At 68.9% G+C, this 23,716-nt stretch carries 26 protein-coding genes; 16 read left to right on the top strand and 10 right to left on the bottom strand.

Features of this window, described 5'->3' with window-relative positions; genetic code table 11:
• Positions 1 to 2: 2 nt before the first annotated feature.
• The 3 genes from ABIE19_RS13440 to ABIE19_RS13430 all read left to right on the top strand — a co-directional run bounded on the left by ABIE19_RS13440 (position 3) and on the right by ABIE19_RS13430 (position 1,840).
• Positions 3 to 1,070, top strand: coding sequence for a sensor histidine kinase (locus ABIE19_RS13440; RefSeq protein ID WP_354089721.1), 1,068 nt, complete (start codon positions 3 to 5; stop codon positions 1,068 to 1,070).
• A gap of 39 nt (positions 1,071 to 1,109) precedes the next feature.
• Positions 1,110 to 1,559: an NUDIX domain-containing protein gene (locus ABIE19_RS13435; protein WP_354089720.1), complete on the top strand. Its 450-nt coding sequence runs from the start codon at positions 1,110 to 1,112 to the stop codon at positions 1,557 to 1,559.
• Positions 1,560 to 1,654: 95 nt separating this feature from the next.
• Positions 1,655 to 1,840 (top strand): CsbD family protein, encoded by a 186-nt coding sequence (locus tag ABIE19_RS13430; RefSeq protein WP_354089719.1) that lies wholly within the window; start codon positions 1,655 to 1,657, stop codon positions 1,838 to 1,840.
• On the opposite strand, the gene ABIE19_RS13425 is transcribed toward ABIE19_RS13430, so the two are convergent.
• A complete protein-coding gene (locus ABIE19_RS13425; protein WP_354089718.1) occupies positions 1,837 to 2,871 on the bottom strand; it encodes a hypothetical protein in 1,035 nt (344 codons plus the stop codon). The genes ABIE19_RS13430 and ABIE19_RS13425 overlap by 4 nt on opposite strands.
• Before the next feature lie 124 nt (positions 2,872 to 2,995).
• On the opposite strand from ABIE19_RS13425, the gene ABIE19_RS13420 reads away from it, so the two are divergent.
• Together ABIE19_RS13420 and ABIE19_RS13415 are read left to right on the top strand one after the other, a co-directional pair.
• Positions 2,996 to 3,691 carry a response regulator gene (locus ABIE19_RS13420; RefSeq protein ID WP_354089717.1) on the top strand — a complete coding sequence of 232 codons (696 nt, stop codon included), beginning with the start codon at positions 2,996 to 2,998 and terminating at the stop codon, positions 3,689 to 3,691.
• Positions 3,688 to 5,028 carry a sensor histidine kinase gene (locus ABIE19_RS13415; RefSeq protein ID WP_354089716.1) on the top strand — a complete coding sequence of 447 codons (1,341 nt, stop codon included), beginning with the start codon at positions 3,688 to 3,690 and terminating at the stop codon, positions 5,026 to 5,028. Before ABIE19_RS13420 ends, ABIE19_RS13415 begins: the two co-directional genes overlap by 4 nt.
• 4 nt (positions 5,029 to 5,032) lie before the next feature.
• Here the strand turns inward: ABIE19_RS13415 and ABIE19_RS13410 are convergent, their stop codons facing one another.
• The 4 genes from ABIE19_RS13410 to ABIE19_RS13395 are packed head-to-tail and all read right to left on the bottom strand — an operon-like array spanning position 5,033 to position 7,365.
• Positions 5,033 to 6,211, bottom strand: coding sequence for a vWA domain-containing protein (locus tag ABIE19_RS13410; protein WP_354089715.1), 1,179 nt, complete (start codon positions 6,209 to 6,211; stop codon positions 5,033 to 5,035).
• Positions 6,211 to 6,546 (bottom strand): HepT-like ribonuclease domain-containing protein, encoded by a 336-nt coding sequence (locus ABIE19_RS13405; protein ID WP_354089714.1) that lies wholly within the window; start codon positions 6,544 to 6,546, stop codon positions 6,211 to 6,213. Before ABIE19_RS13405 ends, ABIE19_RS13410 begins: the two co-directional genes overlap by 1 nt.
• Complete coding sequence (locus ABIE19_RS13400) at positions 6,536 to 6,823, bottom strand: nucleotidyltransferase family protein (RefSeq protein ID WP_354089713.1); 288 nt, start codon at positions 6,821 to 6,823, stop codon at positions 6,536 to 6,538. Before ABIE19_RS13400 ends, ABIE19_RS13405 begins: the two co-directional genes overlap by 11 nt.
• A gap of 14 nt (positions 6,824 to 6,837) precedes the next feature.
• Positions 6,838 to 7,365 carry a GNAT family N-acetyltransferase gene (locus ABIE19_RS13395; protein ID WP_354089712.1) on the bottom strand — a complete coding sequence of 176 codons (528 nt, stop codon included), beginning with the start codon at positions 7,363 to 7,365 and terminating at the stop codon, positions 6,838 to 6,840.
• 210 nt (positions 7,366 to 7,575) lie between these two features.
• On the opposite strand from ABIE19_RS13395, the gene ABIE19_RS13390 reads away from it, so the two are divergent.
• From ABIE19_RS13390 to ABIE19_RS13360, 7 genes are all read left to right on the top strand, one after another.
• Positions 7,576 to 8,214, top strand: a complete 639-nt coding sequence (locus ABIE19_RS13390; RefSeq protein ID WP_354089711.1) for a histidine phosphatase family protein — start codon at positions 7,576 to 7,578, stop codon at positions 8,212 to 8,214.
• A gap of 50 nt (positions 8,215 to 8,264) precedes the next feature.
• Positions 8,265 to 8,522 (top strand): exodeoxyribonuclease VII small subunit, encoded by a 258-nt coding sequence (locus ABIE19_RS13385; RefSeq protein ID WP_354089710.1) that lies wholly within the window; start codon positions 8,265 to 8,267, stop codon positions 8,520 to 8,522.
• On the top strand, positions 8,522 to 8,881 hold the full coding sequence (locus ABIE19_RS13380) for a tRNA-binding protein (protein WP_354089709.1): 360 nt from the start codon (positions 8,522 to 8,524) through the stop codon (positions 8,879 to 8,881). The genes ABIE19_RS13385 and ABIE19_RS13380 overlap by 1 nt, the downstream gene beginning before the upstream one ends.
• 32 nt (positions 8,882 to 8,913) lie before the next feature.
• Entirely contained in the window at positions 8,914 to 9,789 is an 876-nt protein-coding gene (locus tag ABIE19_RS13375) for a polyprenyl synthetase family protein (RefSeq protein ID WP_354090087.1), read from the top strand.
• 4 nt (positions 9,790 to 9,793) lie between these two features.
• Positions 9,794 to 10,351, top strand: coding sequence for a demethoxyubiquinone hydroxylase family protein (locus ABIE19_RS13370; RefSeq protein ID WP_354089708.1), 558 nt, complete (start codon positions 9,794 to 9,796; stop codon positions 10,349 to 10,351).
• 68 nt (positions 10,352 to 10,419) lie between these two features.
• Positions 10,420 to 12,333 carry a 1-deoxy-D-xylulose-5-phosphate synthase gene (gene dxs, locus ABIE19_RS13365; RefSeq protein ID WP_354090086.1) on the top strand — a complete coding sequence of 638 codons (1,914 nt, stop codon included), beginning with the start codon at positions 10,420 to 10,422 and terminating at the stop codon, positions 12,331 to 12,333.
• A gap of 201 nt (positions 12,334 to 12,534) precedes the next feature.
• On the top strand, positions 12,535 to 13,773 hold the full coding sequence (locus ABIE19_RS13360; protein ID WP_354089707.1) for a cation:proton antiporter domain-containing protein: 1,239 nt from the start codon (positions 12,535 to 12,537) through the stop codon (positions 13,771 to 13,773).
• A 65-nt stretch (positions 13,774 to 13,838) separates the two neighbouring features.
• Here ABIE19_RS13360 and ABIE19_RS13355 read toward each other — a convergent pair whose 3' ends face one another.
• Positions 13,839 to 14,615, bottom strand: a complete 777-nt coding sequence (locus tag ABIE19_RS13355; RefSeq protein ID WP_354090085.1) for a PhoH family protein — start codon at positions 14,613 to 14,615, stop codon at positions 13,839 to 13,841.
• 299 nt (positions 14,616 to 14,914) lie between these two features.
• On the opposite strand from ABIE19_RS13355, the gene ABIE19_RS13350 reads away from it, so the two are divergent.
• Positions 14,915 to 15,451, top strand: coding sequence for a gamma carbonic anhydrase family protein (locus tag ABIE19_RS13350; RefSeq protein ID WP_354089706.1), 537 nt, complete (start codon positions 14,915 to 14,917; stop codon positions 15,449 to 15,451).
• Positions 15,452 to 15,590: 139 nt separating this feature from the next.
• Positions 15,591 to 16,490 carry a hypothetical protein gene (locus ABIE19_RS13345; protein ID WP_354089705.1) on the top strand — a complete coding sequence of 300 codons (900 nt, stop codon included), beginning with the start codon at positions 15,591 to 15,593 and terminating at the stop codon, positions 16,488 to 16,490.
• Positions 16,491 to 16,631: 141 nt separating this feature from the next.
• Here ABIE19_RS13345 and ABIE19_RS13340 read toward each other — a convergent pair whose 3' ends face one another.
• From ABIE19_RS13340 to hfaA, 4 genes are all read right to left on the bottom strand, one after another.
• Positions 16,632 to 19,520, bottom strand: a complete 2,889-nt coding sequence (locus ABIE19_RS13340; protein ID WP_354089704.1) for a M16 family metallopeptidase — start codon at positions 19,518 to 19,520, stop codon at positions 16,632 to 16,634.
• Between the two features lie 132 nt (positions 19,521 to 19,652).
• Entirely contained in the window at positions 19,653 to 20,915 is a 1,263-nt protein-coding gene (hfaD, locus tag ABIE19_RS13335) for a holdfast anchor protein HfaD (RefSeq protein ID WP_354089703.1), read from the bottom strand.
• A complete protein-coding gene (hfaB, locus tag ABIE19_RS13330; RefSeq protein ID WP_435521155.1) occupies positions 20,845 to 21,846 on the bottom strand; it encodes a holdfast anchoring protein HfaB in 1,002 nt (333 codons plus the stop codon). Before hfaB ends, hfaD begins: the two co-directional genes overlap by 71 nt.
• Positions 21,847 to 21,854: 8 nt before the next feature.
• A complete protein-coding gene (gene hfaA, locus ABIE19_RS13325) occupies positions 21,855 to 22,289 on the bottom strand; it encodes a holdfast anchoring protein HfaA (RefSeq protein ID WP_354089701.1) in 435 nt (144 codons plus the stop codon).
• A 111-nt stretch (positions 22,290 to 22,400) separates the two neighbouring features.
• On the opposite strand from hfaA, the gene ABIE19_RS13320 reads away from it, so the two are divergent.
• Together ABIE19_RS13320 and ABIE19_RS13315 are read left to right on the top strand one after the other, a co-directional pair.
• On the top strand, positions 22,401 to 23,069 hold the full coding sequence (locus ABIE19_RS13320; RefSeq protein ID WP_354089700.1) for a rhomboid family intramembrane serine protease: 669 nt from the start codon (positions 22,401 to 22,403) through the stop codon (positions 23,067 to 23,069).
• Positions 23,070 to 23,135: 66 nt separating this feature from the next.
• On the top strand, positions 23,136 to 23,564 hold the full coding sequence (locus ABIE19_RS13315; RefSeq protein ID WP_354089699.1) for a CBS domain-containing protein: 429 nt from the start codon (positions 23,136 to 23,138) through the stop codon (positions 23,562 to 23,564).
• Positions 23,565 to 23,716: the final 152 nt, after the last annotated feature.

Below are 23,716 nucleotides of genomic sequence, written 5' to 3'. Positions count from 1 at the left end.
CCGTGACCGACGCGGGGGGCGCCATTCGCCTGCTCTACATCGACGACGACCGGGGGCTTTCGCGCCTGGTCCAGAAGGAGCTGGAGCGCCACGGCTATCAGGTCGAGTGCGCGCCGAACGCCGACGCGGGCTATGAGGCGCTGAGGACCGGCGTCTATGACGTCTGCGCCTTGGACCACTACATGCCGGGACGGGAGGGGCTGGACGTCCTGCCCGACATCCTGGCCCTGCCGGAGCCGCCGCCGGTGGTCTATGTCACCGGGGCCGAGGACGGGCGCATCGCCGTGGCGGCGTTGCGGGCCGGGGCGGCCGACTATGTGATCAAGGACGTCTCGGCCGACTTCACCGCCCTGCTGCGCTCGGCGGTCGAGGACGCCCTGCTGCGGCGTCGCCTGGAGCGGGAGAACCTGGCCGCCCAGGAAGAAGTCCGTCTGGCCCGCGACCGCGCCGAGGCCATGTTGAGGGAGGTCAACCACAGGGTCGGCAACTCCCTGCAACTGGTGTCCAGCTTCATCTCCCTGCAACTGCGCCAACTGGCCGACGACGGAGCCCGTTCGGCCCTGCGCGAGGCCCAGGTCCGGATCGAGGCCGTGGCCCATGTGCACCGCCGCCTCTACACCTCCTCCGACATGGCCAGCGTGGAGATGCACGACTATCTGGCAGGTCTGATCGGGGAACTGGGGCAGTCCCTGGGGCCGACGCCGGGCGTCGAAGGCGCGGACGCGGGTCTGGGACGGCCCCGCCTGACCCTGAGGGCCCAGCCGATGCGGGTGACGACGGACCAGGCCGTGTCCCTGGGCGTCATCGTCACCGAACTGGTCACCAATGCGGTCAAGTACGCCTATGCGCCCGGCGAGGAGGGCGAGATCCGCATCACCCTGGAGGCCCTGTCTGCGGAGCAGGCGATCCTGGTTGTCGAGGACGACGGGCCGGGCCTGGGCGACGGCAAGCCCAAGGGGACGGGGCTGGGCGGCAAGATCGTCACGGCCATGGCCGGCGGCCTGAGGTCGGCGGTGGAGTTCGACAAGGATCACGCGGGCGTCCGCGCCCGCCTGGTCTTCGACCTTTAGGTCTTTACGCCCCGGCGCGACCGCGCGTAGCGTGACGTGATGAAGCTGCAATTCGGAACGGCCCGACCGGGCCTGGACTATCTGCATCGGCCCGCCGCCTTCGGTCTGGCGGAGAGGGACGGCAAGCTGGCCTGCGTGCGCGTCGATCGCGGGGAAGGCAGCTATTACGACCTGCCCGGCGGGGCGGTGGACGGGGACGAAAGCGAGCAGCAGGCGGTGGTCCGCGAGTTCGCGGAGGAGACGGGCCTGATCGTCGAGCCGGTCGATCGCCTGACCGAGGCCGCCCAGTATTTCCGCAAGACGGACGGGGCGCCGGTCAACAACGCCGGGGGCTTCTGGACCGTGCGCCTGACGGGCTTCGACGCCGCGACACAGTGCGAGGCCGATCACGAACTGGTCTGGCTGGACCCGGTCCAGGCCCTGACGGAACTGCGCCACGAGGCCCACGCCTGGGCCGTCGCCCGCTGGCTGCGCGCGCGCGGAACCTGATCCCGCGACGAAGATTCGGGGAACCCCGGAGCGGGCGAAACGGTTGTTTCCAGACCAGACGCCGTCATCCCGGCGGCGCGGAACAGGAGCTCCCCATGCCTGACCACGACCGTATCGAAGGCGCCGCCAAGACCATCGGCGGCAGGATCAAGGAAGCCGCCGGCAAGCTGACCGGCGACGAGAAGCTGAAGGCCGAGGGCCGCGCCGAACAGGCCGCCGGCAAGGTTCAGAACGCCGTGGGCGGGTTGAAGGACGCCTTCAAGGGCGACCGCCGCAACTAGAAGTTCCTGGCGAAGCGGTCCCAGTCCGTCTGGAGGGCCGCGAGGCTCGACGGCAGGCCCAGGTCCGGGCCGCGTCGGGCCAGCCAGGTCTCGAAATCCTGTCCGCCCGCCGTGGCCTGGGCGATCTCGGCCAGTACGGCGGGAGCGGATGTCCGGATCAGATAGTCGCTGAATACGCGGGCCTGGACATAGAAGAGCCGTTCCAGCGTCGCCGGGGCCGGGCCGGCGCCTGCGGGCGTGAAGCTGACGCCGACGCCGCCCGAACGGGCCAGGTCGGGCGCGACGGAGACGGCGCGGGCTAGGCCCGGGTGGTCGCGCCGCAGGAAGCCGGCCAGATCAAGCAAGACGGGTCGCCCGTCCGTCGGCCCCAGGGCGGGAAGGGTCTCGCCGCGCATCAGGGCGCGGAACTGGTCGCGGCGCTGATCGGCCGTGGCCTCGTCCTCCATGACCACGGCTGCGGCCTCGTCGAGCCAGTCGGGACCGGGACCGCCGTAGTGGCGGGGAGCCTCGGTCTCGCTCGCGGCGGCGTCGGGCCAGAAGGCGGCGGTGAACCAGAGATGGCCCAGTTCGTGGGGGACCATGCCCGCGTCGAGGGCCGCCTGGGCTTCAGGCGTCGGCAGTTGCGACAGGGCGCGTTCCACCACCTGACGGGTCTGGGTCTCGGTCATGCCCTGGGAAGCGGCGAAGCGGCGGGCGCCGGCCTCGAGGCTGCTCCGCGCGGCCTCGTTGAAGCTGCGCGGGGCGGGCCAGGACAGGACGTGCTGGAAGCCCGCCGCCCTCAGTCCGTTCCGCGCCGAGGCCGACGGGGCCATGATCACCGCATAGGGGGCGGGGGCGCCGCTGAAACCCTGGGCGAAGCGAGCCTCAGCGCCCACGGCGTGGGCGGCCAGGCGCCGGGCCTCCGACTCGTCTTCCGCCAGGACCACGCCGCGTCCGGCCTCGACGCAGGCCATGCCGGGGGCGGCGGCCAGGGCGCGGACGCAGGGGGCGGAAGGATCGGCGGCGGCGAGCAGAAGGGTCAGGGCGATCATGGGCGGCTCCGAGGATGGGGAGACCCGAGGCTGTAGAGGGTTTGTATCCGGTCGATGTCGCCTCGGGGCCTTGCCGCCGTCCGCCTGACACAGGACAGATACATGCGGGGGGCATGGGGGAAGCATGAAGCCGAAGGCGGAGATTCTGGTCGTGGACGACGACGCCGGCCTGAGGGCCGCGTTGAGCGACTATCTGTCCGAGGCCGGCTACGCCGTGCGGGCGGCCGATGGGGGACGCGCCATGGACGCGGCCCTGTCGGCGCGGGCGGCGGACCTGGTGATTCTGGACGTCATGATGCCGGGAGAGGACGGCCTGGCCATATGTCGTCGCCTGGAAGGGCGGGCGCCGGTCCTGATGCTGAGCGCCATGGGGGAGACGACGGACCGGATCGTCGGACTGGAGGTCGGCGCCGCCGACTACCTGCCCAAGCCGTTCGAGCCGCGGGAACTGTTGGCCCGGGTCCGGGCCGTCCTGCGACGGCCGGAACCGACGCGGGAGGCGGGCGGACGCCCCATGCGGTTCGACGGCTGGATCCTGGAGGTCGAGGCGCGGCGCCTGACGGACCCCGACGGGCGGGCGGTGGAGCTGAGCTTCGGCGAGTTCGCCCTGCTGGCGACCCTAGCTCAGGCGGGCGGGCGTATTCTGAACCGGGATCAGATCCTGGAGGGGGTGCACGGTCCCCTGACGGAGAACTACGACCGGGCCGTGGACCTGGGCGTCAGTCGGTTGAGGCGGAAGCTGGCGCGGCAGGGGCAGGCGCCCCTGATCGAGACGGTGCGTGGGGTCGGGTATCGCTTTCGCCCGGCGGCGCGTTCGTGAGCAGGGCGATCTCCATTCGGCCCCTGGCGGCGGGGTTCGCGGTCGCGGCGGTCCTGTTGACCCTGATGGTCAGCTTCCTGATCGCACAGGCCTTTCCGGCGTCGCCGCCCAGGGCGGTCACGGTCGCGGAGGCGGTCGCTGCCCTGAAGGGCCAGGGGAGCGACTGGCGTGTGCGGGAGGCGAGGACGGCGCCCTTTCCGGCCGCTCGGGAAGGCCAGGGCCTGGTAATTCAGGCGGGCCTGGCGCAGACGCTGGACCGTCCGTTCGACGCGGTGCGGGTGCGGCTGCTGACGCCGGAGCGGCGCGGCGGGAACCGCCTGGACGAAGCCGAGCCGCCCAGGGAGGCGGTCGAGCGGCTCATGCCCTTGCTGGCCGGCATGGCGACGGCGCCGGGCGCGGCCTTTGCGCCGTTCGAGGCTTCGGTGCGGACGGAGGGCGGCGGGTGGCGCACGGCGACGCCGCTCCGGGCCTGGGCGACGCCCGAGCGTCTGCGCACGACGGCGGCCTTCCTGATCGCGGCGCTTGTGCTGGCGCCCCTGGCTGCGTGGGGCGCGGGGCGGTTGTCCGCGCCCTTCCTGCGTCTGGCCCATGCGGCAGACGGCGACGGGCGGGCCGAGGGCCGGGTCGGCGGGCCGCGCGAGGCCCGGGCGGCGGCGCGGGCGCTGGACGCCATGCGGGACCGGCTGGCGGCGGCGCTGAGGGAGAGGACGGCGGTCATGGCGGCCATCGCCCATGACCTGCGCACCCCGCTGACGGGCTTGAGGCTGAGGGTCGAGGGGCTGCCGCCCGGAGCGCGCGATCCGGCCGTCGCCGACATCGCCCGCATGGAGCGGTTGATCGCCCAGCTCCTGACCTATGTGCGGGGCGAGGAGGCGGCGTGGACGGAGGAGCCCCTGGACCTGTCGGACGTGGCGGCGGATTGCGTCGCCTTCCACAGGGAGGCGGGTCGAAGCGTGGAACTGCGGGCCGGGGGCGAGGTCCTGGTGCGGGCCGACCGGGACCAGATGGAACGCGCCCTGGGCAATCTGATCGACAACGCCGCGACATACGGCGGGGGTTGGATGCGGGTCGGGGTGACGGCCCATGACGGGCAGGCGGCGGTCGTCGTCGAGGACGACGGGCCGGGCCTGGCGCCGGAGCAACTCGAGGCGGTCTTCTCGCCCTTCCATAGGGCCGAGACCTCGCGCAGCCGCGCGACGGGCGGCGCGGGACTGGGCCTGGCCATCGCCCGCTCCATCGTGGAGCGCAGCGGGGGCACGGCGAGCCTGTCCAATCGTCCGAAAGGCGGGCTGCGCGCCGAAATCCGATTGCCGCTGATCGACGCGGCGGGCGGCTAGAGGGCTATCGCACCAGGGCGCGCATGGCGCGGTCGAGACCTTCCAGGGTGAGGGGGAACATGCGCTGCTCCATCGCCTCTCCGATCAGGCCGACCGAGGGGGTGTAGGACCAGTGACGTTCCGGCACGGGGTTGAGCCAGACCGACTTCTCCCACTGCTGGCGGGCGCGCTTCAGCCAGACGGCGCCGGCCTCCTCGTTCCAGTGCTCGACCGAGCCGCCGGGCATGGTGATCTCATAGGGGGACATGGTGGCGTCGCCGACGAAGATGGCGCGCCAGTCGCCGGGGTACTTGTTCAGGACGTCCCAGGTCGGGGTCCTTTCCGTGTGGCGGCGGCGGTTGTCCTTCCACACGCCCTCGTACAGGCAGTTGTGGAAGTAGAAGAATTCCAGGTTCTTGAACTCTGTCCGGGCGGCGGAGAACAGCTCCTCGCAGAGCTTGACGTGGCCGTCCATTGAGCCGCCGATGTCGAGGAAGAGCAGGACCTTGATAGTGTTGCGCCGTTCCGGCCGCATCCGGATGTCCAGCCAGCCCTGGCGCGCGGTGCCGTCGATGGTGCCGTCGATGTCCAGCTCCTCGGCCGCGCCCTCGCGGGCGAAGCGGCGCAGGCGGCGCAGGGCGACCTTGATGTTGCGGGTGCCCAGTTCGACCGTGTCGTCCAGATTGCGGTATTCGCGCTTCTCCCAGACCTTGACCGCGCGGCCGTGGCGGCCGGGGCCGCCGATGCGGACGCCCTCGGGGTTGTAGCCGCCGTGGCCGAAGGGGCTGGTCCCGCCCGTGCCGATCCAGCGGTTTCCGCCCTGGTGGCGCTCCTGTTGCTCCTCCAGCCGCTGCTTCAGCGTCTCCATCAGCTTGTCGAACCCGCCGAGGGCCTCGATCTGGGCCTTCTCCTCGTCGGTCAGGTATTTCTCGGCCAGCAGGCGCAGCCAGTCTTCCGGGACGTCGGTGGTCAGGTCCTCGCCTGCGCCGACCGTCTCCAGGCCCTTGAACACCTTGCCGAACACCTGGTCGAAGCGGTCGTAGTGCTTCTCGTCCTTGACCAGGACGGCGCGCGACAGGTGGTAGAAGGCCTCGACGTCGCGCCCGGCCACGTCCTTGTCCATGGCTTCCATCAGATGGAGCCATTCCTTCAGCGAGACCGGGACACGGGCGTCGCGCAGGGCGGTGAAGAAGGGCAGGAGCATCAGGTTTCCATCTCCAAGGCGGCCCGAAGCCCCACGATGTCCTCGGTGGCGATCGTCCAGAGGATCAGACTGCTGGCTGAGCCGTAGTCATGCGCCAGTCGGTGGCGCAGGCTGATCATGCCTCGCCAGTCCAGATGCGGCAGCCGGGCCTTGAACCCATCCGACAGATGGATCGCCGCTTCGCCGATCATGAGCAGGCGAAAGGCCGTCGCATCGCGGCGGAGCATGTCGCGATCAAAGGCATCCAGGGTCAGGTCCTCGACGTAGAGGCTGATGAGGCGGATCGATTCCCTGATCTCGGCCGACAGGCCCGGATCGCCTCGCTCAGATCGCAAGGCTGTCTCTCAGGGCTTCGGCGCGCACGTGGGGGTTACGGAGGCCGTCGCTGGCCAGAAGTTCGACCCGGCGTCCCAGGATATCGGAGAGATCTTCGGCCAGGCTGTAGAAGCGCAGGCCCATGGGCCGGGCCAGATCGACCAGCAGGTCCACATCGCTGTCGGCGTCGGCTTCGTCTCGCGCATAGCTGCCGAACAGGCGGACATTGACCAGGCCCTGCTCGGCGAGCCAGGGCTTGAGGTCTCGCAGCTTCTGAAGAAGTTCAGCGCGGGTCATGCCGCCAATATAGGCTATCCCCGTCGCAAGATGAACTCGCGGTCGTTCCAGGCGCCGACGGGGTAGTCGTACTCGCCGGCCTTCTCGAAGCCGTAGGCGGCGTAGAGGCGCTGGGCCTTTTCGTTGCCGCTCCAGACGCCGATCCACAGGGGGCCGTCGGTATTGGCCTGCATCCAGTCCATGGCGAGCTGCATCAGCTTCGTGCCCAGGCCCAGGCCCTGGGCCTCGCGGGCGATGTAGAGGCGGCGCAGTTCGGCGTTTCCGGGCGCGGCCTCGGGATGGGGCAGGGTGTTCGGGCCGGTGTTGGCGAAACCCAGGAGGGCGTCCTCGCGTTCGGCCACCCACCAGGCGGCGCCGGGTTCGACCAGTTTCCGGGCGATGGTCTCCGGGCTGAAGCTGGCGTCCAGGAAGGATTCGAGGTCGGCGGGCGGGTAGGGGATGCCGAAACCGGTCACGAAGGTGTCCACGAAGGTCCGGCGGCCCAGCCGCCCCAGGGCGGCGGCGTCGTCGAGGCGGGCGGGGCGGATCAGGGCGTCGGTCATGCCCTGGCCATAGCGCCCGAGGCGGGCGAGGCAAAGCGTCCTCGCGCGGCTGTCATCGCTTGGTGGTTGCAGGGGCGCGCGCCGGGAGCTACCACCATGGTCCAGGGGGCGACGAACAGACGCGCCCTTCAACCGTGCAGGGGGAGATTGAGGGACGCCAAAGCCTTGATTTCACAGGCTGCGCCTCGTGCTATGACTTCTCCCGTTCTCATGACCCGTCCCGAATCCGCCGCACCGAAGCCCCAGGAGGCGCCGACCGTCGTCCCGTCGGCGACGAATGCGGGCGCGATCATCCTGGCCCGCCACGGCGAGCCGGCCCTGTCGCGCAAATGCATGATCAGCTCGGACGAATACCGCGACTGGTGGGGTCGCTACGAGGTCGGCGGCCTGCGCGCGGGCCAGACGCCGCCCCAGGCCCTGCTGACGGCGGCCGAGGGCGCGGGCGCCATCTACGCCTCCACCCGGCCGCGGGCCCAGGAAACGGCCCAGGCCGTGGCGGCGGGCCGCGACGTCCTGGTCGACGCCCTGTTCATCGAGGCGCCCCTGCCGCCGCCGCGCTTCCCGAAATGGCTGAAGCTGTCGCCGCGCTACTGGGGCGTGGTCTCGCGCTTCTGGTGGCACGCCTTCGACCACCACGACGGGCAGGAGACTCGCGCCCAGGCCGAGATCCGCGCCGACCAGGCCGCGCGAATCCTGATCGCCCGGGCGTCGGAAGGCCAGGACGTGCTGGTTCTGGCGCACGGCTATTTCAACCACATGGTCGGCCAGCGCCTGAAGGCGCACGGCTGGCGCCTGGCCCACAACCAGGGGTTCAAGTACTGGTCGCAGCGCCGCTTCGTGAAACGCTGAAGTCTTTCATCGTTGATGCGCCGCGCGGGCGTCTCTAGGTTGCCCGCATCATGACCGACGCCGCCGCTTCCCCCGCCGTTCCCGCCGATCTCAGCTTCGAGGACGCCCTGTCGCGCCTGGAAGGAATCGTCTCCCGTCTGGAATCCGGCCAGGCGCCGCTGGAGGAATCCATCGCCCTGTACGAGGAAGGCGCGCGTCTGAAGGCTCACTGCGAGGCTCGGCTGAAGGCGGCCCAGCTGCGGGTCGAGAAGATCGTCGTCGGCGCCGACGGCCAGGCCAAGGACGTCGAACCGGCCGAGTTCGGCTGATGGCCGATTCCGCCGACATCGCGCCGCAGATCGGCTTCGACGACTTCCTGAAGGTGGACGTCCGCGTCGGCCGGATCATCAAGGCCGAGCCCTTCCCGGAGGCGCGCAAGCCCGCCTACAAGCTGACCATCGACTTCGGCGACGTCATCGGCGTCAGGAAGTCCTCGGCCCAGATCACCCATCACTACACCCTGGACGAACTGCAGGACCGGAAGGTCGCGGCGGTGGTCAACTTCCCGCCGCGCCAGATCGGGCCGGTCAGGTCCGAGGTCCTGACCCTGGGCTTTCCCGACGCCGAGGGTCATGTGGTCCTGGTGGGCGTGGATCGCGACCTGCCGCTGGGCGGGAGGCTGTTTTGACCCTGCTGGCCGCCAATTCGCCGGAACAGGCGGTGATCGACCGCGTCGCCGAGATCGCCGACCTGGTCACGGTCGCCCTGGACCAGCTTCTGCCGCGCGCCGACGGGCCTGAGGCCCGGCTGACCGAGGCCATGCGCTATGCCGCCCTGGGGCCGGGCAAGCGGTTGCGGCCCTTCTTCGCCATTGAGGCGGGGCGGATGCTGGACGTGGAGGAGTGCGCCGTCCTGCGCGCCGCCTGCGCCCTGGAATGCGTCCACGCCTACTCCCTGGTGCACGACGACCTGCCGGCCATGGACGACGACGACGTCCGGCGCGGCCGTCCGACCCTGCACATCGCCTATGACGAGGCGACGGCCATCCTGGCCGGCGACGCGCTGCAGACCGCCGCCTTCGACATCATCCTGGACGAGGACACCCACGACGACGCAGGCGTGCGTTGCGAACTGGCGCGGCGTCTGTCCTTCGCCTCGGGCGCGCGGGGCATGGCGGGCGGGCAGATGATCGACCTTCTGGGCGTGCGCGACGACCTGGGCGGGGTGGCGCGGATGCAGCGCCTGAAGACCGGCGCCCTGTTCGCCTACGCCTTCGAGATTCCGCTGATCGTCGCGCGGGCGGGCGAGGCGGAATGGCACGCCCTGACCAGTTTCGCCCACGACATCGGCCTGGCCTACCAGATCGTCGACGATGTTCTGGACGCGGAGGGTTCGGCCGAGGAGATGGGCAAGGCCGCCGGAGGCAAGGACGCGGCCCTGGGCAAGACCAACTTCGTCACCCTTCTGGGCGTCGACGCAGCGCGACAGAGGGTCGCGCACTTGGCCGACCAGGCCCGTTCCCATCTTGACCTGTTCGGTCACGAGGCCGAAATCCTCAAGGCCAGCGTGGACTTTGTGCTGAAGCGCAGGTCCTGACCCCGTGACTTGGAATACGTCGATCGCGGCGCGTATTCTTCGGGTCAATCATGGCGGAGAGCATGGGGCGATCAGCATCTATTCCGCCCAGATCGGCGCGGCGCGTCTTCGTGCGCCCGATCTTCTGCCGTTCTTGAACGAGGCCCTGGCCCACGAACGAAGTCATCGAGCGCGATTCCGCGCGCTGATGCCGACCCGCCATGGGAAGCCCTGCCGTATGATGTGGATATGGGCCGTGGGCGGCGCAGCGCTTGGCCTGATCTCAGGCGTGCTCGGCCGTGAAGCTATTCTGGCGTGCACGGAGGCGGTCGAGCGGACCGTGCATCGACACCTCGATGACCAGATTCGATGGGCCTCAGATGAGGAGCTTCGCCGCCTTATCCAGGACATCCAGATCGAGGAAGAGAGCCATATCGACTACGCCGTCGCGCAGCGTAAAGGTCGGGGCTTCGGATGGCTCCGCCATGCTATCGCCTGGGCGACCGAAACCTTGATCTGGCTGTCCACGCGAGGCGATTCTGAACGCCTGGCCCGGCAACTGGCTGCCGGCGCTCACGTTTAACAGCTTGCGTCATGTCCATGGCGACGACATGGACACTCGCTTGAATGCCGATCTCGGACTAGATGTCTCTGATGCCTAACACTCCTCTCCTCGACACCGTCACCATTCCCGCCGACACGCGGGGCTTCGACGTACCTCAACTGAAGCAGTTGGCGGACGAGGTGCGGGCCGAGACCATCGACGCGGTGTCCGTGACCGGCGGGCACCTGGGCGCGGGCCTGGGCGTGGTCGAGCTGACGGTGGCCCTGCATCATGTCTTCGAGACGCCGAAGGACATCCTGATCTGGGACGTCGGTCATCAGTGCTATCCGCACAAGATCCTGACCGGGCGTCGCGACCGCATCCGCACCCTGCGCCAGGGCGGCGGCCTGTCGGGCTTCACCAAGCGGTCCGAGAGCGAATACGATCCCTTCGGCGCGGCCCACGCCTCGACCTCGATCTCGGCAGCCTTGGGTTTCGCCGCCGCGCGGGACGCCAAGGGCGAGAAGAACCGCGTCGTGGCCGTCATCGGCGACGGCTCCATGTCGGCGGGCATGGCCTATGAGGCGATGAACAACGCCGCCGAGGCCACCAACGGCCAGCTGATGGTGGTGCTGAACGACAATGACATGTCGATCGCCCCGCCCGTCGGCGGCATGAGCGCCTATCTGGCCAAGCAGGTCTCGGGCGGCGCCTATCAGAACATCCGCAAGGTCGGGAAGAAGTTCGTCGACCACATGCCGCGCCCCTTCCGCGACGCGGCGCGCAAGGCCGAGGAATACGCCCGCGGCATGATCGTGGGCGGCACCTTCTTCGAGGAGCTGGGCTTCTACTACATCGGGCCGATCGACGGTCACGACATGGAGAACCTGGTCCCCATCCTGAAGAACGCCGCCGCCATCACCGACCGCCCGGTGCTGGTCCATGTCGTGACGCAGAAGGGCAAGGGCTACGCCCCGGCCGAGAGCAGCGCCGACAAGCTGCACGCCGTGGTCAAGTTCGACGTGGTTTCGGGCAAGCAGGCCAAGTCCGTCTCCAACGCCCCCAGCTACACCAAGGTCTTCGGGACCGAGTTGATCAAGCATGCCCAGGTCGATCCCTCGATCGTCGCCATCACGGCGGCCATGCCGTCGGGCACCGGGCTGGACCTGTTCGGCCAGGCCTTCCCGGACCGGACCTTCGACGTCGGCATCGCCGAGCAGCACGCCGTCACCTTCGCCGCCGGCCTGGCGGCGGACGGGATGAAGCCGGTCTGCGCCCTCTATTCGACCTTCCTGCAGCGCGGCTACGACCAGGTGGTCCACGACGTGGCCATCCAGTCCCTGCCGGTGCGCTTCGCCATGGACCGGGCGGGCCTGGTCGGCGCCGACGGCGCGACCCACGCGGGCAGCTTCGACATCGGCTTCATGGGCGCTCTGCCGGGCATGGTGCTGATGGCCGCCGCCGACGAGGCGGACCTGGCCGCCATGATCTCGACTTCCCTGGCCATCGACGACCGTCCCAGCGCCTTCCGCTATCCGCGCGGCGAGGGCGTGGGCGTCGACATCCCCGAGTTGGCCGCCCCGCTGGAGATCGGCAAGGGCCGCATCGTCCGCGAAGGGACCTCGGTCGCCATCCTGTCCCTGGGCACCCGCCTGCAGGAATCGCTGAAGGCCGCTGACCTGCTGGCTGCACGTGGCGTCTCGGCCACGGTCGCCGACGCCCGCTTCGCCAAGCCGCTGGACGCCGACATGATCCTGCGGCTGGCGCGCGAGCATGAATGCCTGATCACGGTGGAAGAGGGCGCCATGGGCGGCTTCGGCGGCTTCGTGCTGCAGCTCCTGGCCGAGAAGGGCGCGCTGGACGCGGGGCTGAAGGTCCGCACCCTGCACCTGCCCGACGTCTTCCAGGACCAGGACAAGCCCGAGGTCATGTATGCGGAGGCCGGCCTGAACGCCGAGCATATCGCCGCCTCGGCCCTGACGGCCCTGGGCGTGGACGTCGCGCGGGCCGCGAGGGCCTGACCGGGGGCCTGATCGGGGCCTGAAAACGGGGCGTCAGGCGTGCGCGGCCGCGACTCCTGGTCGCGCCTGTAACTTTGGCGGTTCCGAATCGGTTTCATCCCGGCGAAAATGCCGAGGCGAGCCTTGCTGTGGAGACGTCACGTCCCCAGATTGAGGCTTCCAAACCCCAAAGGACACCCTCTCACCGACGCAGGAGCGCCGATGCCGCATGCCGACAGCCTGATTGTCACCCTAGTCGGGGGATTCGTCCTCGCCTTCGTGTTCGGCATGTTGGCCAATCGGCTGAAGTTGTCGCCCCTGGTCGGCTATCTGGTCGCGGGGGTCGTCGTCGGTCCCTATACCGGCGGCTTCGTCGCGGACACCGAACTGGCGCCACAGCTGGCGGAGATCGGGGTCATCCTGCTGATGTTCGGGGTCGGGCTGCACTTCTCGCTGGCGGACCTGATGAAGGTCCGGACGGTCGCCATTCCCGGCGCCCTGGTCCAGATCGGCGCGGCCACGGTTCTGGGCTGGGGCCTGGGGCGGCTGTTGCTGGGACTCGGCGACGTGGAGGCCCTGTTGCTGGGCTTCTCCCTGTCGGTGGCTTCGACCGTGGTGCTGTTGCGGGCGCTTGAGGAGCGCAAGCAGCTCAAGACCCACGCCGGGCGCATCGCCATGGGATGGCTGATCGTCGAGGACCTGGTGATCGTCATCGCCCTGGTCATGCTGCCGCTGCTGATCATCCAGCCGGGCGAGAGCCTGAGCGGGGCGGAACTGGCCAAGTCCATCGGTTGGACCCTGGTCAAGGTCGCCGGTTTCGTCGGGGTCATGCTGGTGATCGGCGCCAAGGTCCTGCCCTGGGTTCTGGTGCGGATCGCCCACACCAAGTCGCGCGAACTGTTCACCCTGGGGGTCCTGGCCATCGCCCTGGGGATCGCCTGGGTGGCCTATTACCTGTTCCACTCCTTCGCCCTGGGCGCCTTCCTGGCCGGCCTGGTGCTGAACAGCTCGCCCCTGGGGCACAACGCCGCCGAGCGGTCGTTGCCGCTGCGGGACGCCTTTGCGGTGCTCTTCTTCGTCTCGGTCGGCATGCTGTTCGACCCGACCATCCTGGTGCGCGAGCCCCTGGCCGTGCTGGGTGTCCTGGGCATCGTCATCGTGGGCAAGTCGTTGGCGGCCCTGGCCATCACCACGGCCTTCAAGCTGGAGCGGGCGACCAGCCTGACCGTCGCCGCCGCCCTGGCGCAGATCGGGGAGTTCTCCTTCATCCTGGCCGCCATCTCGGTGTCCCTGGGCGCCATGAGCCGCGAGACGCACGACCTGATCCTGGCGGCGGCCCTGCTGTCGATCTCGCTCAATCCCTTCGTTTTCGCCTTCATCGACCGGATGGGCGCGCGCACGCCGCCGCCGGAGAAGAAGCCGGAGCCGGAGGCCAAGGCCGTCCTGGCCGATGTCATGTGAGACAGGAAGAGAGGCCCGGCGAGCGATCGCCGGGCCTCTCCCGCATCAGCGTCCTTACAGGGGGCTTAAAGGACGCCGATCATGCTCGCGACCAGGGGGTGGCGCACGATGTCGCGTTCGGCCAGGCGGACCACGGCGATGTCCGGCACCGCCTCCAGCCGCTCGGCGATGTCGGACAGGCCCGAGACGCCGGGCAGCAGGTCCGACTGATGCGGGTCGCCCGTCACCACCATGGTCGAGTGCCAGCCCAGCCGGGTCAGCAGCATCTTGAGCTGGACGTAGGTGCAGTTCTGCGCCTCGTCCACGACGATGAAGGCGTTGTTGAGCGTGCGGCCGCGCATGTAGCCGATGGGGGCGATCTCGATCAGGCCCTCGGCCATCAGGGCCTTGACCCGTTTCATGCTGAGACGGTCCGACAGGGCGTCGTAGAGCGGCCGCAGATAGGGGGCCAGCTTGTCCTCCATGTCGCCGGGCAGGAAACCGATGGATTCCCCGGCCTCGACCGCCGGACGGGACAGGACGATGCGGCCGACCTTCCCCGCCTCCAGAGCCTCGACCGCCTTGGCCACGGCCAGATAGGTCTTGCCGGTGCCCGCAGGGCCCAGGGCCAGGACCAGGTTGGCGTGATCGACGGCGGTCATCAACTCCGCCTGACCGTCCGACTTGGGTTTCAGCGTCTTCAGATAGCCCTGCTCGCGGTCGTCGTTGGAGGGATAGGGCGACCATCCCGCATGGTTCGGCAATCGCCGGACCTTGGCGTCCTGCGTGAATTCCCGCGAATCCAGCACGCCTTCGCGGACCTGACGCTTGATGGCCGAGCGCTTCGTCATGAACGTCTCCAGGGCAAAGAAAAAGGCGAGCCCAACAGGGTCTCGCCTCGGTCGTCGGTGGGGGAGGAGGGGGCCGGAGCCGTCAGGCCGCCCGGATCGGTCGAGGGATCGTCGCCGCAAGCGCAGACGCGTCGTCCCGGAACCGCTCGCGAACGCGCCATGCGCATTCTCCAGCTACTGGCCGGACCGGGGTTGATCCGGCTTCGGATCCGGGGCCGAAATAGCAGCCTCGAATCGCATCAACACGATGATGCTAGCGTGGTTTATGAAAGCTTAAAGCCTTCGTTTTCTGAAATATAAGGGGTGTTCGGATGAGTGTTTACGACCTGGGCGACAGCAGGCCTCAGCTTCCGCCGGAAGGCGAATACTGGATCGCGCCAAGTGCGACTGTTTTAGGAAACGTGATTCTGCATCCCGGCGCCAGCGTCTGGTTCAACGCCGTGCTTCGCGGCGACAATGATCCGATCACCATCGGCGCCGACAGCAATATTCAGGACGGCAGCATACTGCACACCGACGTCGGGGCGCCCCTGACCATCGGGGCGGGCGTGACGGTGGGGCACAAGGCGATGCTGCACGGCTGCGAGATCGGCGACAACAGCCTGGTGGGCATCGGGGCCGTGATCCTGAACGGGGCGAAGATCGGAAAAAACTGCCTGATCGGGGCCAACGCCCTGATCACCGAGGGCAAGGTCATTCCCGACAACAGCCTGGTCATGGGGCAGCCGGGCAAGGTGGTCCGCGAATTGAACGAGGGCCAGGTCGAGGCCCTGCGCCTGTCCGCCGAGCATTATGTGCAGAACTGGAAGCGCTATGTCCGGGATCTGAAGCCCCATAGGGCCGGATGATGCTTCAGGATGGGACAGGCGGCGGCCACCGTCGAAGCCGGATGTCCTGAAACAAACGATCCTGCGTCGGAATCCCGCCGATCAAAACGGCCCGCGACTTGCATGGAGCCTGTCGAGATCAATGCAGGAGACCGGACCCATGCGGTTGGGGATCAAGAACATGCTGGCGGGCGGCGTCGCCTTCTTCGGCCTGATGGCGCTGGCCGACGCCGCTGCGGCCGGTTGCGGCGCGAACGGCGGGGGGTGCCTTCCGCCTCCGCCGCCGCCTCCGCCCGGTCTGCCGGGCGGTCCCGGCGTCCCGGGAGGACCGAGCGGGCCGTGCTGCCAGCCGCCGCGGCCGCCCGTGCCGCCGGTCACGCCGTGCTGCGCCCCGCCGCCGGCTCCGCCCTGCTGCGGCAGCGGCGGCAATGTGAACGTCAATGTGAACGTCAACGCCAACGCCAGCGCTTCGGCCCGCGCCTCTTCGCGCAGCGCCGCGACGGTGATCGTGGCGGGCGGCGGCGGCGCCTATTTCAACATCGACAACTCCTCCTATCCGACCACCATCCAGGGGCTGAACGTCCAGGGATCGGCCATGCAGTCGGTGCGCGTGCCCTATACGGCGTCGCGTCGCATGGAGAAGCGGGTGGTCATCCAGGCCGTCTGCATCGACGATCGCGCCGTGCCGCACCCCGCGTCCCAGGTCCGTCCGGGCAAGGACGTGGCCATGGATTATGAGGGCGAACTGTATCGCTGCATCGCGGGCACCAAGCTGCAGTGGACCATCGGCGACGAGGCTGGCGGACCGGGCGAGACCCTGGACTGCAACAAGCGCGAAGCCCTGTGGTACGGCCGAGGCGGCGTGCTGGAGTGCCGTCCGGAGAAGGCCGAGCGCGACTGCAACGAGCGTTCGCTGCTGCGCCGCTACGGCGCGGGCGTGAAGGTCCTGACCATGATCCGCGAGGAAACCTACACCGAGTATCGCGAGGAAATGGTCGAGGCCGCCACGGCCAGCGGCATGATGATGCTGGACGGCGGAGTAGGGGGCCGGGTCTTCTGATCGTCTGAACAGAAGGCTCAGCTCGGCTTCACCCGGACTGCTTCAGAAAACGGCCGTCGATCTCCCGTTCGGCCGATAGAAAACTGAAAGGGCCCCGATCCTGCGATCGGGGCCCTTATTTGTCGTCGGAACGACCAGCCTTTACTGGGCCGGGGCGTTGGCCGAGACCACCTGTGCCTTCCAGGCCGTGTCCGACCGCAGGTACTGACGGGCGGCGGCCTGGACGTCGGCGACGGTGAAGGATTCCAGATCGCTGATGTGGGTCAGGATCTGCTCCACCGAGGCCGGTTTGGCGGCGACGTCCGAAAGCTGGCTCAGCCAGTATTCGTTGCCGGCCTGGCTGCGGCGAAGGGTTTCGATCACCGGCAGGCGGGCGCGGTTCAGCTCATCCTCGGTGATCGGCTTGTCGCGCAGGTCGGCGACGATGGCGTCGACGGCCGTATAGAAGGCGCCGATCTTGTCCGGCGCGGTGTCGGCCATGATGGAGACCGAGCCGTAGCCCTTGAAGGCGTCGGACGACGACGAGCCGACGCGCGGCGAATAGGCCAAGGCCTGCTTCTCGCGAATCTCGTCCAGGACACGCAGTTTCAGCACCTCGGTCAGGACGGCGACCTTGCGCGCCTCGGTCCGGTCGTCGACCGAGTCGGTCGTCGGCCAGGCGATGTAGGACAGGGCCTGTTCCGTGGGACCGGTGTGCGTCAGGCGAACCGGTTCGGCGGTCGGCGCGGGGAAGCGGCGCTGGTCCGAACCCGGCAGGGGCTGGGCGGCCGGGGCCCGGGTCGGCAGGGCGGCGAAGGTCGAGGCGACGGCGGCCACCGCGTCCTCCACCTTCACATCGCCGACCATGACGATGTCGATCGGGCCGGAGGCCAGGCCCTGGGTCACGCCCTGCTTCAGTTCGTCCAGGGTGAAGCCCGCGACGTCCTGAGCCGTGGGGAAGCTCTCGCGCTTGTCGCCGCTGGCGAGCAGGCCGGAGGCCTGGATGCCGAAGGCGCCGCCTGGGGTGGCCATCTGCTGGGCGATGATCTGCGGGAAGAGGGCCTTGATCTGTTCAAAGGGGGCGGGACGCAGGCCGGGGTCGGTGAGATAGCCCGTCAGGACCTGCATCTGCAGCAGCAGATCGGCGGGGCGGGTGGCGCCTGACAATTGATAGGCGTCGCCGTCGATCGTGAATCCTGCGCCGTAGATCTTGCCGGTCAGGACGCGGCTCAGTTCATCGGCGGTCAACTTGCCGAGGCCGCCCTGGGTGAAGACCATGGGCGCCAGGGTTTGCGAGGTGAAGCGATCGGCGGGCAGGCCTTCCTCGCCGATGCCGGTGCGGACGCTGACCAGAATCTGCTCGTCCTTGAAGGTCGTCGGCTTGACCGTCAGACGCACGCCGTTGGGGAAGGTCACGATCGTCGCGCCGATGGAGGCGACCTCGGTGCGGGCGCCCGGCGTCGCGACGGCGCCGAAGCTGTCATAGGGCCATTGAAGCTGGGCTTCCTCGGCGCGCGCCTTGACGGGAACCTGACGGCTGGCCGCCAGGGCGGCGGTGACGCCGGCCTCGCCGCCCTCGATCGCTTCGGGCGTCACGACGAGTGCCAGCGGACCCTGGCCTTCGAACACCGATTTGACGGCGTTGCTGACCTGTTCGGCCTTCAGGTCCTTAACCGCGGCCTCGAACAGGGCGAGGTTGGCGGCCGGGGCGGAGAAGACCTTGCCGTCGTTGGTCGCGCCCAGAAGGGCGTTCGCGAGGACCGGCGTGCTGCGGGTGGCGGCCGCCTGGGCTGCGTTCTCCAGCATGGTGCGGGTGTTGGCGATTTCGCGATCCAGTTCTGCCTGGCCGACGCCGAACTGCACCAGGCGGCGCTGCTCCTGCTCGACGGTCTCCAGGGCGCGTTTCAGGCCGCCCGGATTGAAGCTGGCCGAGATGCTGCCCAGATCGACGGTGCGGAACAGGCCGGTCTGGCCAGCGCCGGCGCCGATGAAGGGCGGGTTTTCCGAGCGGGCGATTTCGCCCAGGCGGCGGTTCAGCACGGCAAGGCCGAGATTCTGGATCAGGGCTTCACGGCGTTCGGCGACCGTGTCGGGGTCCAGGTCGGGATTGCGGATCCAGTTCAACTGAACTGAGGACTGGACGCCGGGCTCGACCAGGATGCGGGTTTCGGGCGAACGCGCGGCCACGGTTCCCAGATCGGGATTCGGGCCGTCGGCGGCCTTGGGCGTCCAGTCGGAGAAGGTCGTCTTGATCTTGGCTTCCATCTGGTCGACGTCGAAGTCGCCGACGGCGATCATGGTCGCGCGCGAGGGGCGGTAGTAGGCGTTGTAGAACTCGACGAAGCGATCGCGCGGCGCTGTGCGGATGATGCTGAGATCGCCGATCGGCAGACGGTTCGACAGGCGCTGACCCGGCGCCAGAAGCGCGATCTGGGCTTTCAGCGAACGGAGGCCGGGGGTGTTGCGCAGGCGCTCCTCGCCCTCGATCACGCCACGCTCGGCGTCGATGTCCTCGGCCTTCATCAGGGCTTCGGAGACCTGTTCACGCATGATGTGCAGGGAGGTGTCGACGGTCTCGTCGTTGGTGCGCGGCAACTCCAGCGTATAGGCGGTCTGATCGAAGCTGGTGAAGGCGTTGGTGTCGGCGCCGAAGGCCAGGCCCAGGCGTTCCAGAATCCGGAGCAGTTCGTTCTCGGGCACATTGGTCGTGCCGTTGAAGGCCATGTGCTCCATGAAGTGGGCCAGTCCAAGCTGGTCGTCGTTCTCCATCAGGGAGCCGGCGTCGATGCGCAGGCGCAGCGACGCCTGACCGGGCGGGGTGGCGTTGTGCATGACGGCGTAACGCATGCCGTTGGGCAGGACGCCGAAGCGGACGGCCGGATCCGCGGGAATGTCGCTGGCCGCCTGGGCCCAGGGACGGGACGGCTGGGCGTCCTGGGCTGCGGCCGTCGCTGCGGCTGACGAAGGCAGGGCGACGGCGGGCAGGGCGGCGCCGCTCAGAAGGGCCAGGCTGGAGGCGGCGAGAAGCAGAAGGCGGCGCGGCGAAGTCATGAACCGAAGGCTCCGGATCGTGCGATCCGGCCGCCCGGATCGGCCGCCGCCCTGCACGTCGATTGGCGTGCAGGAAGGTCTGCACGTTTGTCACGATGACAAACGTGCTTGACTACCTCAAGTTACGGAAAGTTAATTTCCGCCACCGCCGTTCCGCGTGACGTAGAAGGTCGCGGCGTTGCCCACGGCGTTGGCGCCGGCGATCACGTTGCGGCCGCTGCCGTTGATCGTGGTGACGGCGTTGGCCCGCACGTTCCCGGCGTTGGTCTGGACGTTGTTGGCGTTCAGATTGCCGCCGCATTCGGAGCAGGCGTAGCCGGTGATCGAGTTGCCGGCGGCGTTGGCCCCGACATAGGCGTCATAGCCCTTTTGTCCCGTAAAGGAGGCCGTGGCCTCGACGCCGCCGGTGTTCACCTGGACGTTGTCGATGTCGACATAGATGTCGTTGTTGCCGACGACGACATTGTTGGCGACGGCGTCGGCGGCGGCCGTGGCGGCGCCGAAGTCATAGGAACTGAGTTCGACGGCGCCGATGATCTGGGCGCTGTTCTCCTGGTCCGTGTCGGCGATCAGGGAGCCGCCCTGATTGTAGAAGACGGCCTGGTTGCCCGTCGCGCGGCTGCGGCCCGCCAGGTTCCAGGCGTTGCCGGCCCAGACGCTGGTGTCGGCCTCGACCACGGCGCCCGAGGAGCGTTGGCGCACCGTCAGATCCTGGTTCGAGGAGGGACCGGTCGTGACCTGAACCGCATTGGCCGCGGCTTCGCTGGAGAAGTCGGTCGGAGCGGGGGCGTAGCGCGGCGAGGCCGTATTGGTCGCGCGCACGTCGCCGTTCATGGTCTGGTTGATCGTGCCCGTGATCGCTGTGCGGCCGGAGCCGGTCGCGCCGCCGGTCAGGGCGGTCGTGTTGCCGTAGGCGCCGGAGGCGATCTGTCCGCCGCCGACCAGCCGGGCGTCCACGCCGGTGATCCGGGACGAGGCCGTGACGTCGCCCTGTCCGACCTGATTGGTCTCGACCGTCATCTGGGCGTTGTTCGCCGTGCCCGCCAGGTAGTTGGCGCGCGCCTGGGTGACGCTGGTCGTCAGGCCGCGGGTGTCGCCGCCCAGGGTCAGGGTCGTGGAGGCCGAGGCGTTGCCGCGCATGTCCTGGGTCGAGCGGAGGTGCATGGGCTGCCCCTCCGTCCCGCCGGCCAGGCTGTTGCCGCTGGCCGCCGTGGAGACGGTCACCTGATCGCTGACGTCGACGACGTTCAACTGCTGCCCGGCCACGACGTCGCCCAGCTGCAGCTGGTTGTTCAGGACCAGGCGCTGCTGGGCGACGGCCGTGCTAGCGGTTGCCGCGCACAGCGCTGTCGCGACGATCGTGCCAGCGAGACGGGTCCGCGCGAGTTTGTCCATTGTTCGTGTCCGTATTGGCGTAGGCGGGGTAGTAGCCGCCGGTCGGGCCGACAGGCGTGTCGGCCAGGGGGTCGTTGGCAGGGTTCAGGCAGACTTCCGGGCCGGGGGCGCCGTAGAGGTTGGCCATGAATTCGACGGTGGCGCGTTCCACCAGGGCGCGGACGGCCAGCTGGACCGGCTCCAGGCCGCTGCTGCCGGCCGAGATGTCGAAGACGTTGCCGTTCAGGAAGTCGAAGACGCCCGCCGAAATCTCGCGGCCGACGATCTGCTTCTGATAGGAGACGACGTCCACGACCTCGAGGGTGGTGGTCTGGACCAGGCGCAGGTCGATCGCGACGTTCATCACGAAGACCTTGCCGGTCAGCAGGCCGGAGCCGCCGTTCTGCTGGACCTCGCCGCCGGCGATGTCGAAGCCGCCCGAGCGGATGTTGTAATTCACCTCGGTGATGCCGCCGACGACATAGAAGTCCGAGCCCGGCACCTGGCCGGCCAGGATGCGGCGGTAGGCGGCGTCCTGGGGCCCGCCGTTCGGCTGGTCGTCGCTGATCAGCTTGTTGTTGGCGTAGCGCAGCTCCAGCTCCGAGACGGAGGTGTCGTAGCGTTCGACGATCCGGGCGCCGGCCTTGGCCAGGGCCGTGTTCGCCATCAGCGAGGCGCCCTGGGTGATCTGGCGGCCGCCGTCGGCGGAGATGGTGCCGGTGTAGTCGCTGATGCGGCCCACGGCCATGCGCGGCGACGGCAGGTTGTAGCGGCGCGCATAGTCGGCCAGGCAGTAGAGCGCGGTCGAATAGGGCGTCGGGTTGGACGTGACCGGCGCATTGCCGATCGGCTTGGCGTACTGGCCCGAGGGACCGGCGCTGGTGCTGACGCAACCGGCCAGCAGGGCGCCGACGGCGGCGACGGCGACAGCCGCGCGAGCGCGCATTGAGATGTTCTTGCTCATGGGAAAACCAGCGATCCGTTCAGAGCCGTCCCGGCGGTGACGTTGCCGGTGTTGGTCTGGGTGGAGTTGACGATGACGGTGTTGCGGTTGCCCTGCACCACCACGTTCAGATTGTTGCCGATGGCGGTGGAGCCGCCGATGTTGGCGCCGCCCTTGCCCGAGCCGGCGTAGCCGGCGGACACGCCCGCGCTCGAGCTGGAATAGCTGCTGGCGCCGGACTGGATGATGCCGTTGACGATCAGACGGTTGCCGTTCTCGTCGCGGGTGGAGCCGGAGTTGTTCCGGGCCGTGGTGTAGCGCGAGGCGCCGTAGCCGGCCTGGAACTGGGCCGCGCCTGCGGAACCGGTCGATTGCGCCGAGGCGGATCCGGCCAGGGCCAGCAGGCTCAAGGCGAGGACCGAGGTCGACGTTGTCAGTCTTTGGGACGGCATGTGAGGCTCCGCAGTATCTTCGCAAACCTCCCCAGCAATGAACGTGCCAACTCGAATTGACCGGTTCGGGGACGGCTTGAGGTTAACGCCGTCTTTCTTCATCAAGGGGCTATGCAAGACCTGGGCGAAGATCGCGGAACCGCCCCGCGAGAGAAGATCCTGAACGCGCCCTTCCTGCCGGCGCTGATCGCGGCCTCCATGCCCGTGCTCTATTTCTTCCAGGAGCGCTTGCCGGATCAGGGACTGTCGATGGCCTTCCGCGCGGCCGACCTGGAGCAGGGGCGGTTCAGCGGCCTGTTCACCTCCATGCTGTTGCACGGAAGCTGGCCGCATGTGGCGATGAACGCCGTCGCGGCCCTGGCCTTCGGCGCGCCGGTCGCCCGTCTGCTGGGGCGAGGCCTGGCGCCCTTGGCCTTCGTCGCCCTCTATATATGCAGCGGCGCGGTCGCCGCCCTGGGATACGGCCTGTGCCATCCCGGGAGCCTGGACCCCCTGGTGGGAGCCTCGGGCGCCGTATTCGGCCTGATCGGCGCGGCGACGCGTCTCATGGGCGGGGGAGGGCGCGTGCTGCCGCTGTTCCATCCGGCGGTGTTGCGCGCCTCGGCGGCGTGGATGGCGGTGAATCTCGTGGCGGGACTCATCGGCCTGGCGCCGGGAGCCGAGGGCGCCCGCATCGCCTGGGAGGCGCACGCCTTCGGCTTCCTGTTCGGCATACTGGCCGTCGGCCCCCTGGGGGCCTGGTTCGGCGCGCGGCCCGATTTGCCACAAACCCGGGTCTGAGCGATGCTTCTCTTCTAGCGGCCGGTCCGCGGCCGCCTCCCGCCATGAAACGGGGAAGGAGCCGCCATGCTGGTCGCCGAGATTCTGAAGGACAAGGGACAGATCGTCTTCACCCTTTCGCCCGAGGCGCCCCTGGCCGCGGCCTGCGCCGAACTGACGGCCCGGCGGGTGGGCGCCCTTGTCGTCTGTGAAGGCGACGAAGTGGTGGGGATATTGTCCGAACGGGACGTCGTCCATGCGATCGCCCAGGACGGGGAGGCGGCCCTGTCGCATCCCACGTCCCGCTACATGACGTCCGACGTCGTATTTGCTGAGCCGACGGAAACCGTGGCTGTCCTCATGGGACGCATGACGGATCGACGGATTCGCCATCTGCCTGTCCTGAAGGAGCGTCGCCTGGCGGGCGTGGTCTCGATCGGGGACGTGGTGAAATGCCAGATCGCGGAGACCGCGCGAGAGGCGGAAAGCCTGCGCACCTATATAGCGGCCGGATAGGCGGCGGACCCGCCGACGATTCCTGTTCTGTCGGTTTTTTGCGGAATCGTCACGAAGGGGCTTGTGGAGTTTGAGGGGTGGCCGTATATCGCCGCCTCGCTCGGCGACGGGCTGGTCCGGCGGGGCCTTGGAGATTGGATTTCCGGGGTTTT

Source organism: Brevundimonas faecalis (genome assembly GCF_040549405.1).
In the GTDB taxonomy this organism is placed as follows: domain Bacteria; phylum Pseudomonadota; class Alphaproteobacteria; order Caulobacterales; family Caulobacteraceae; genus Brevundimonas; species Brevundimonas faecalis.
The sequence above is the reverse complement of the archived record's forward strand: the minus strand, read 5'-3'. Positions and strand labels throughout refer to the sequence as shown.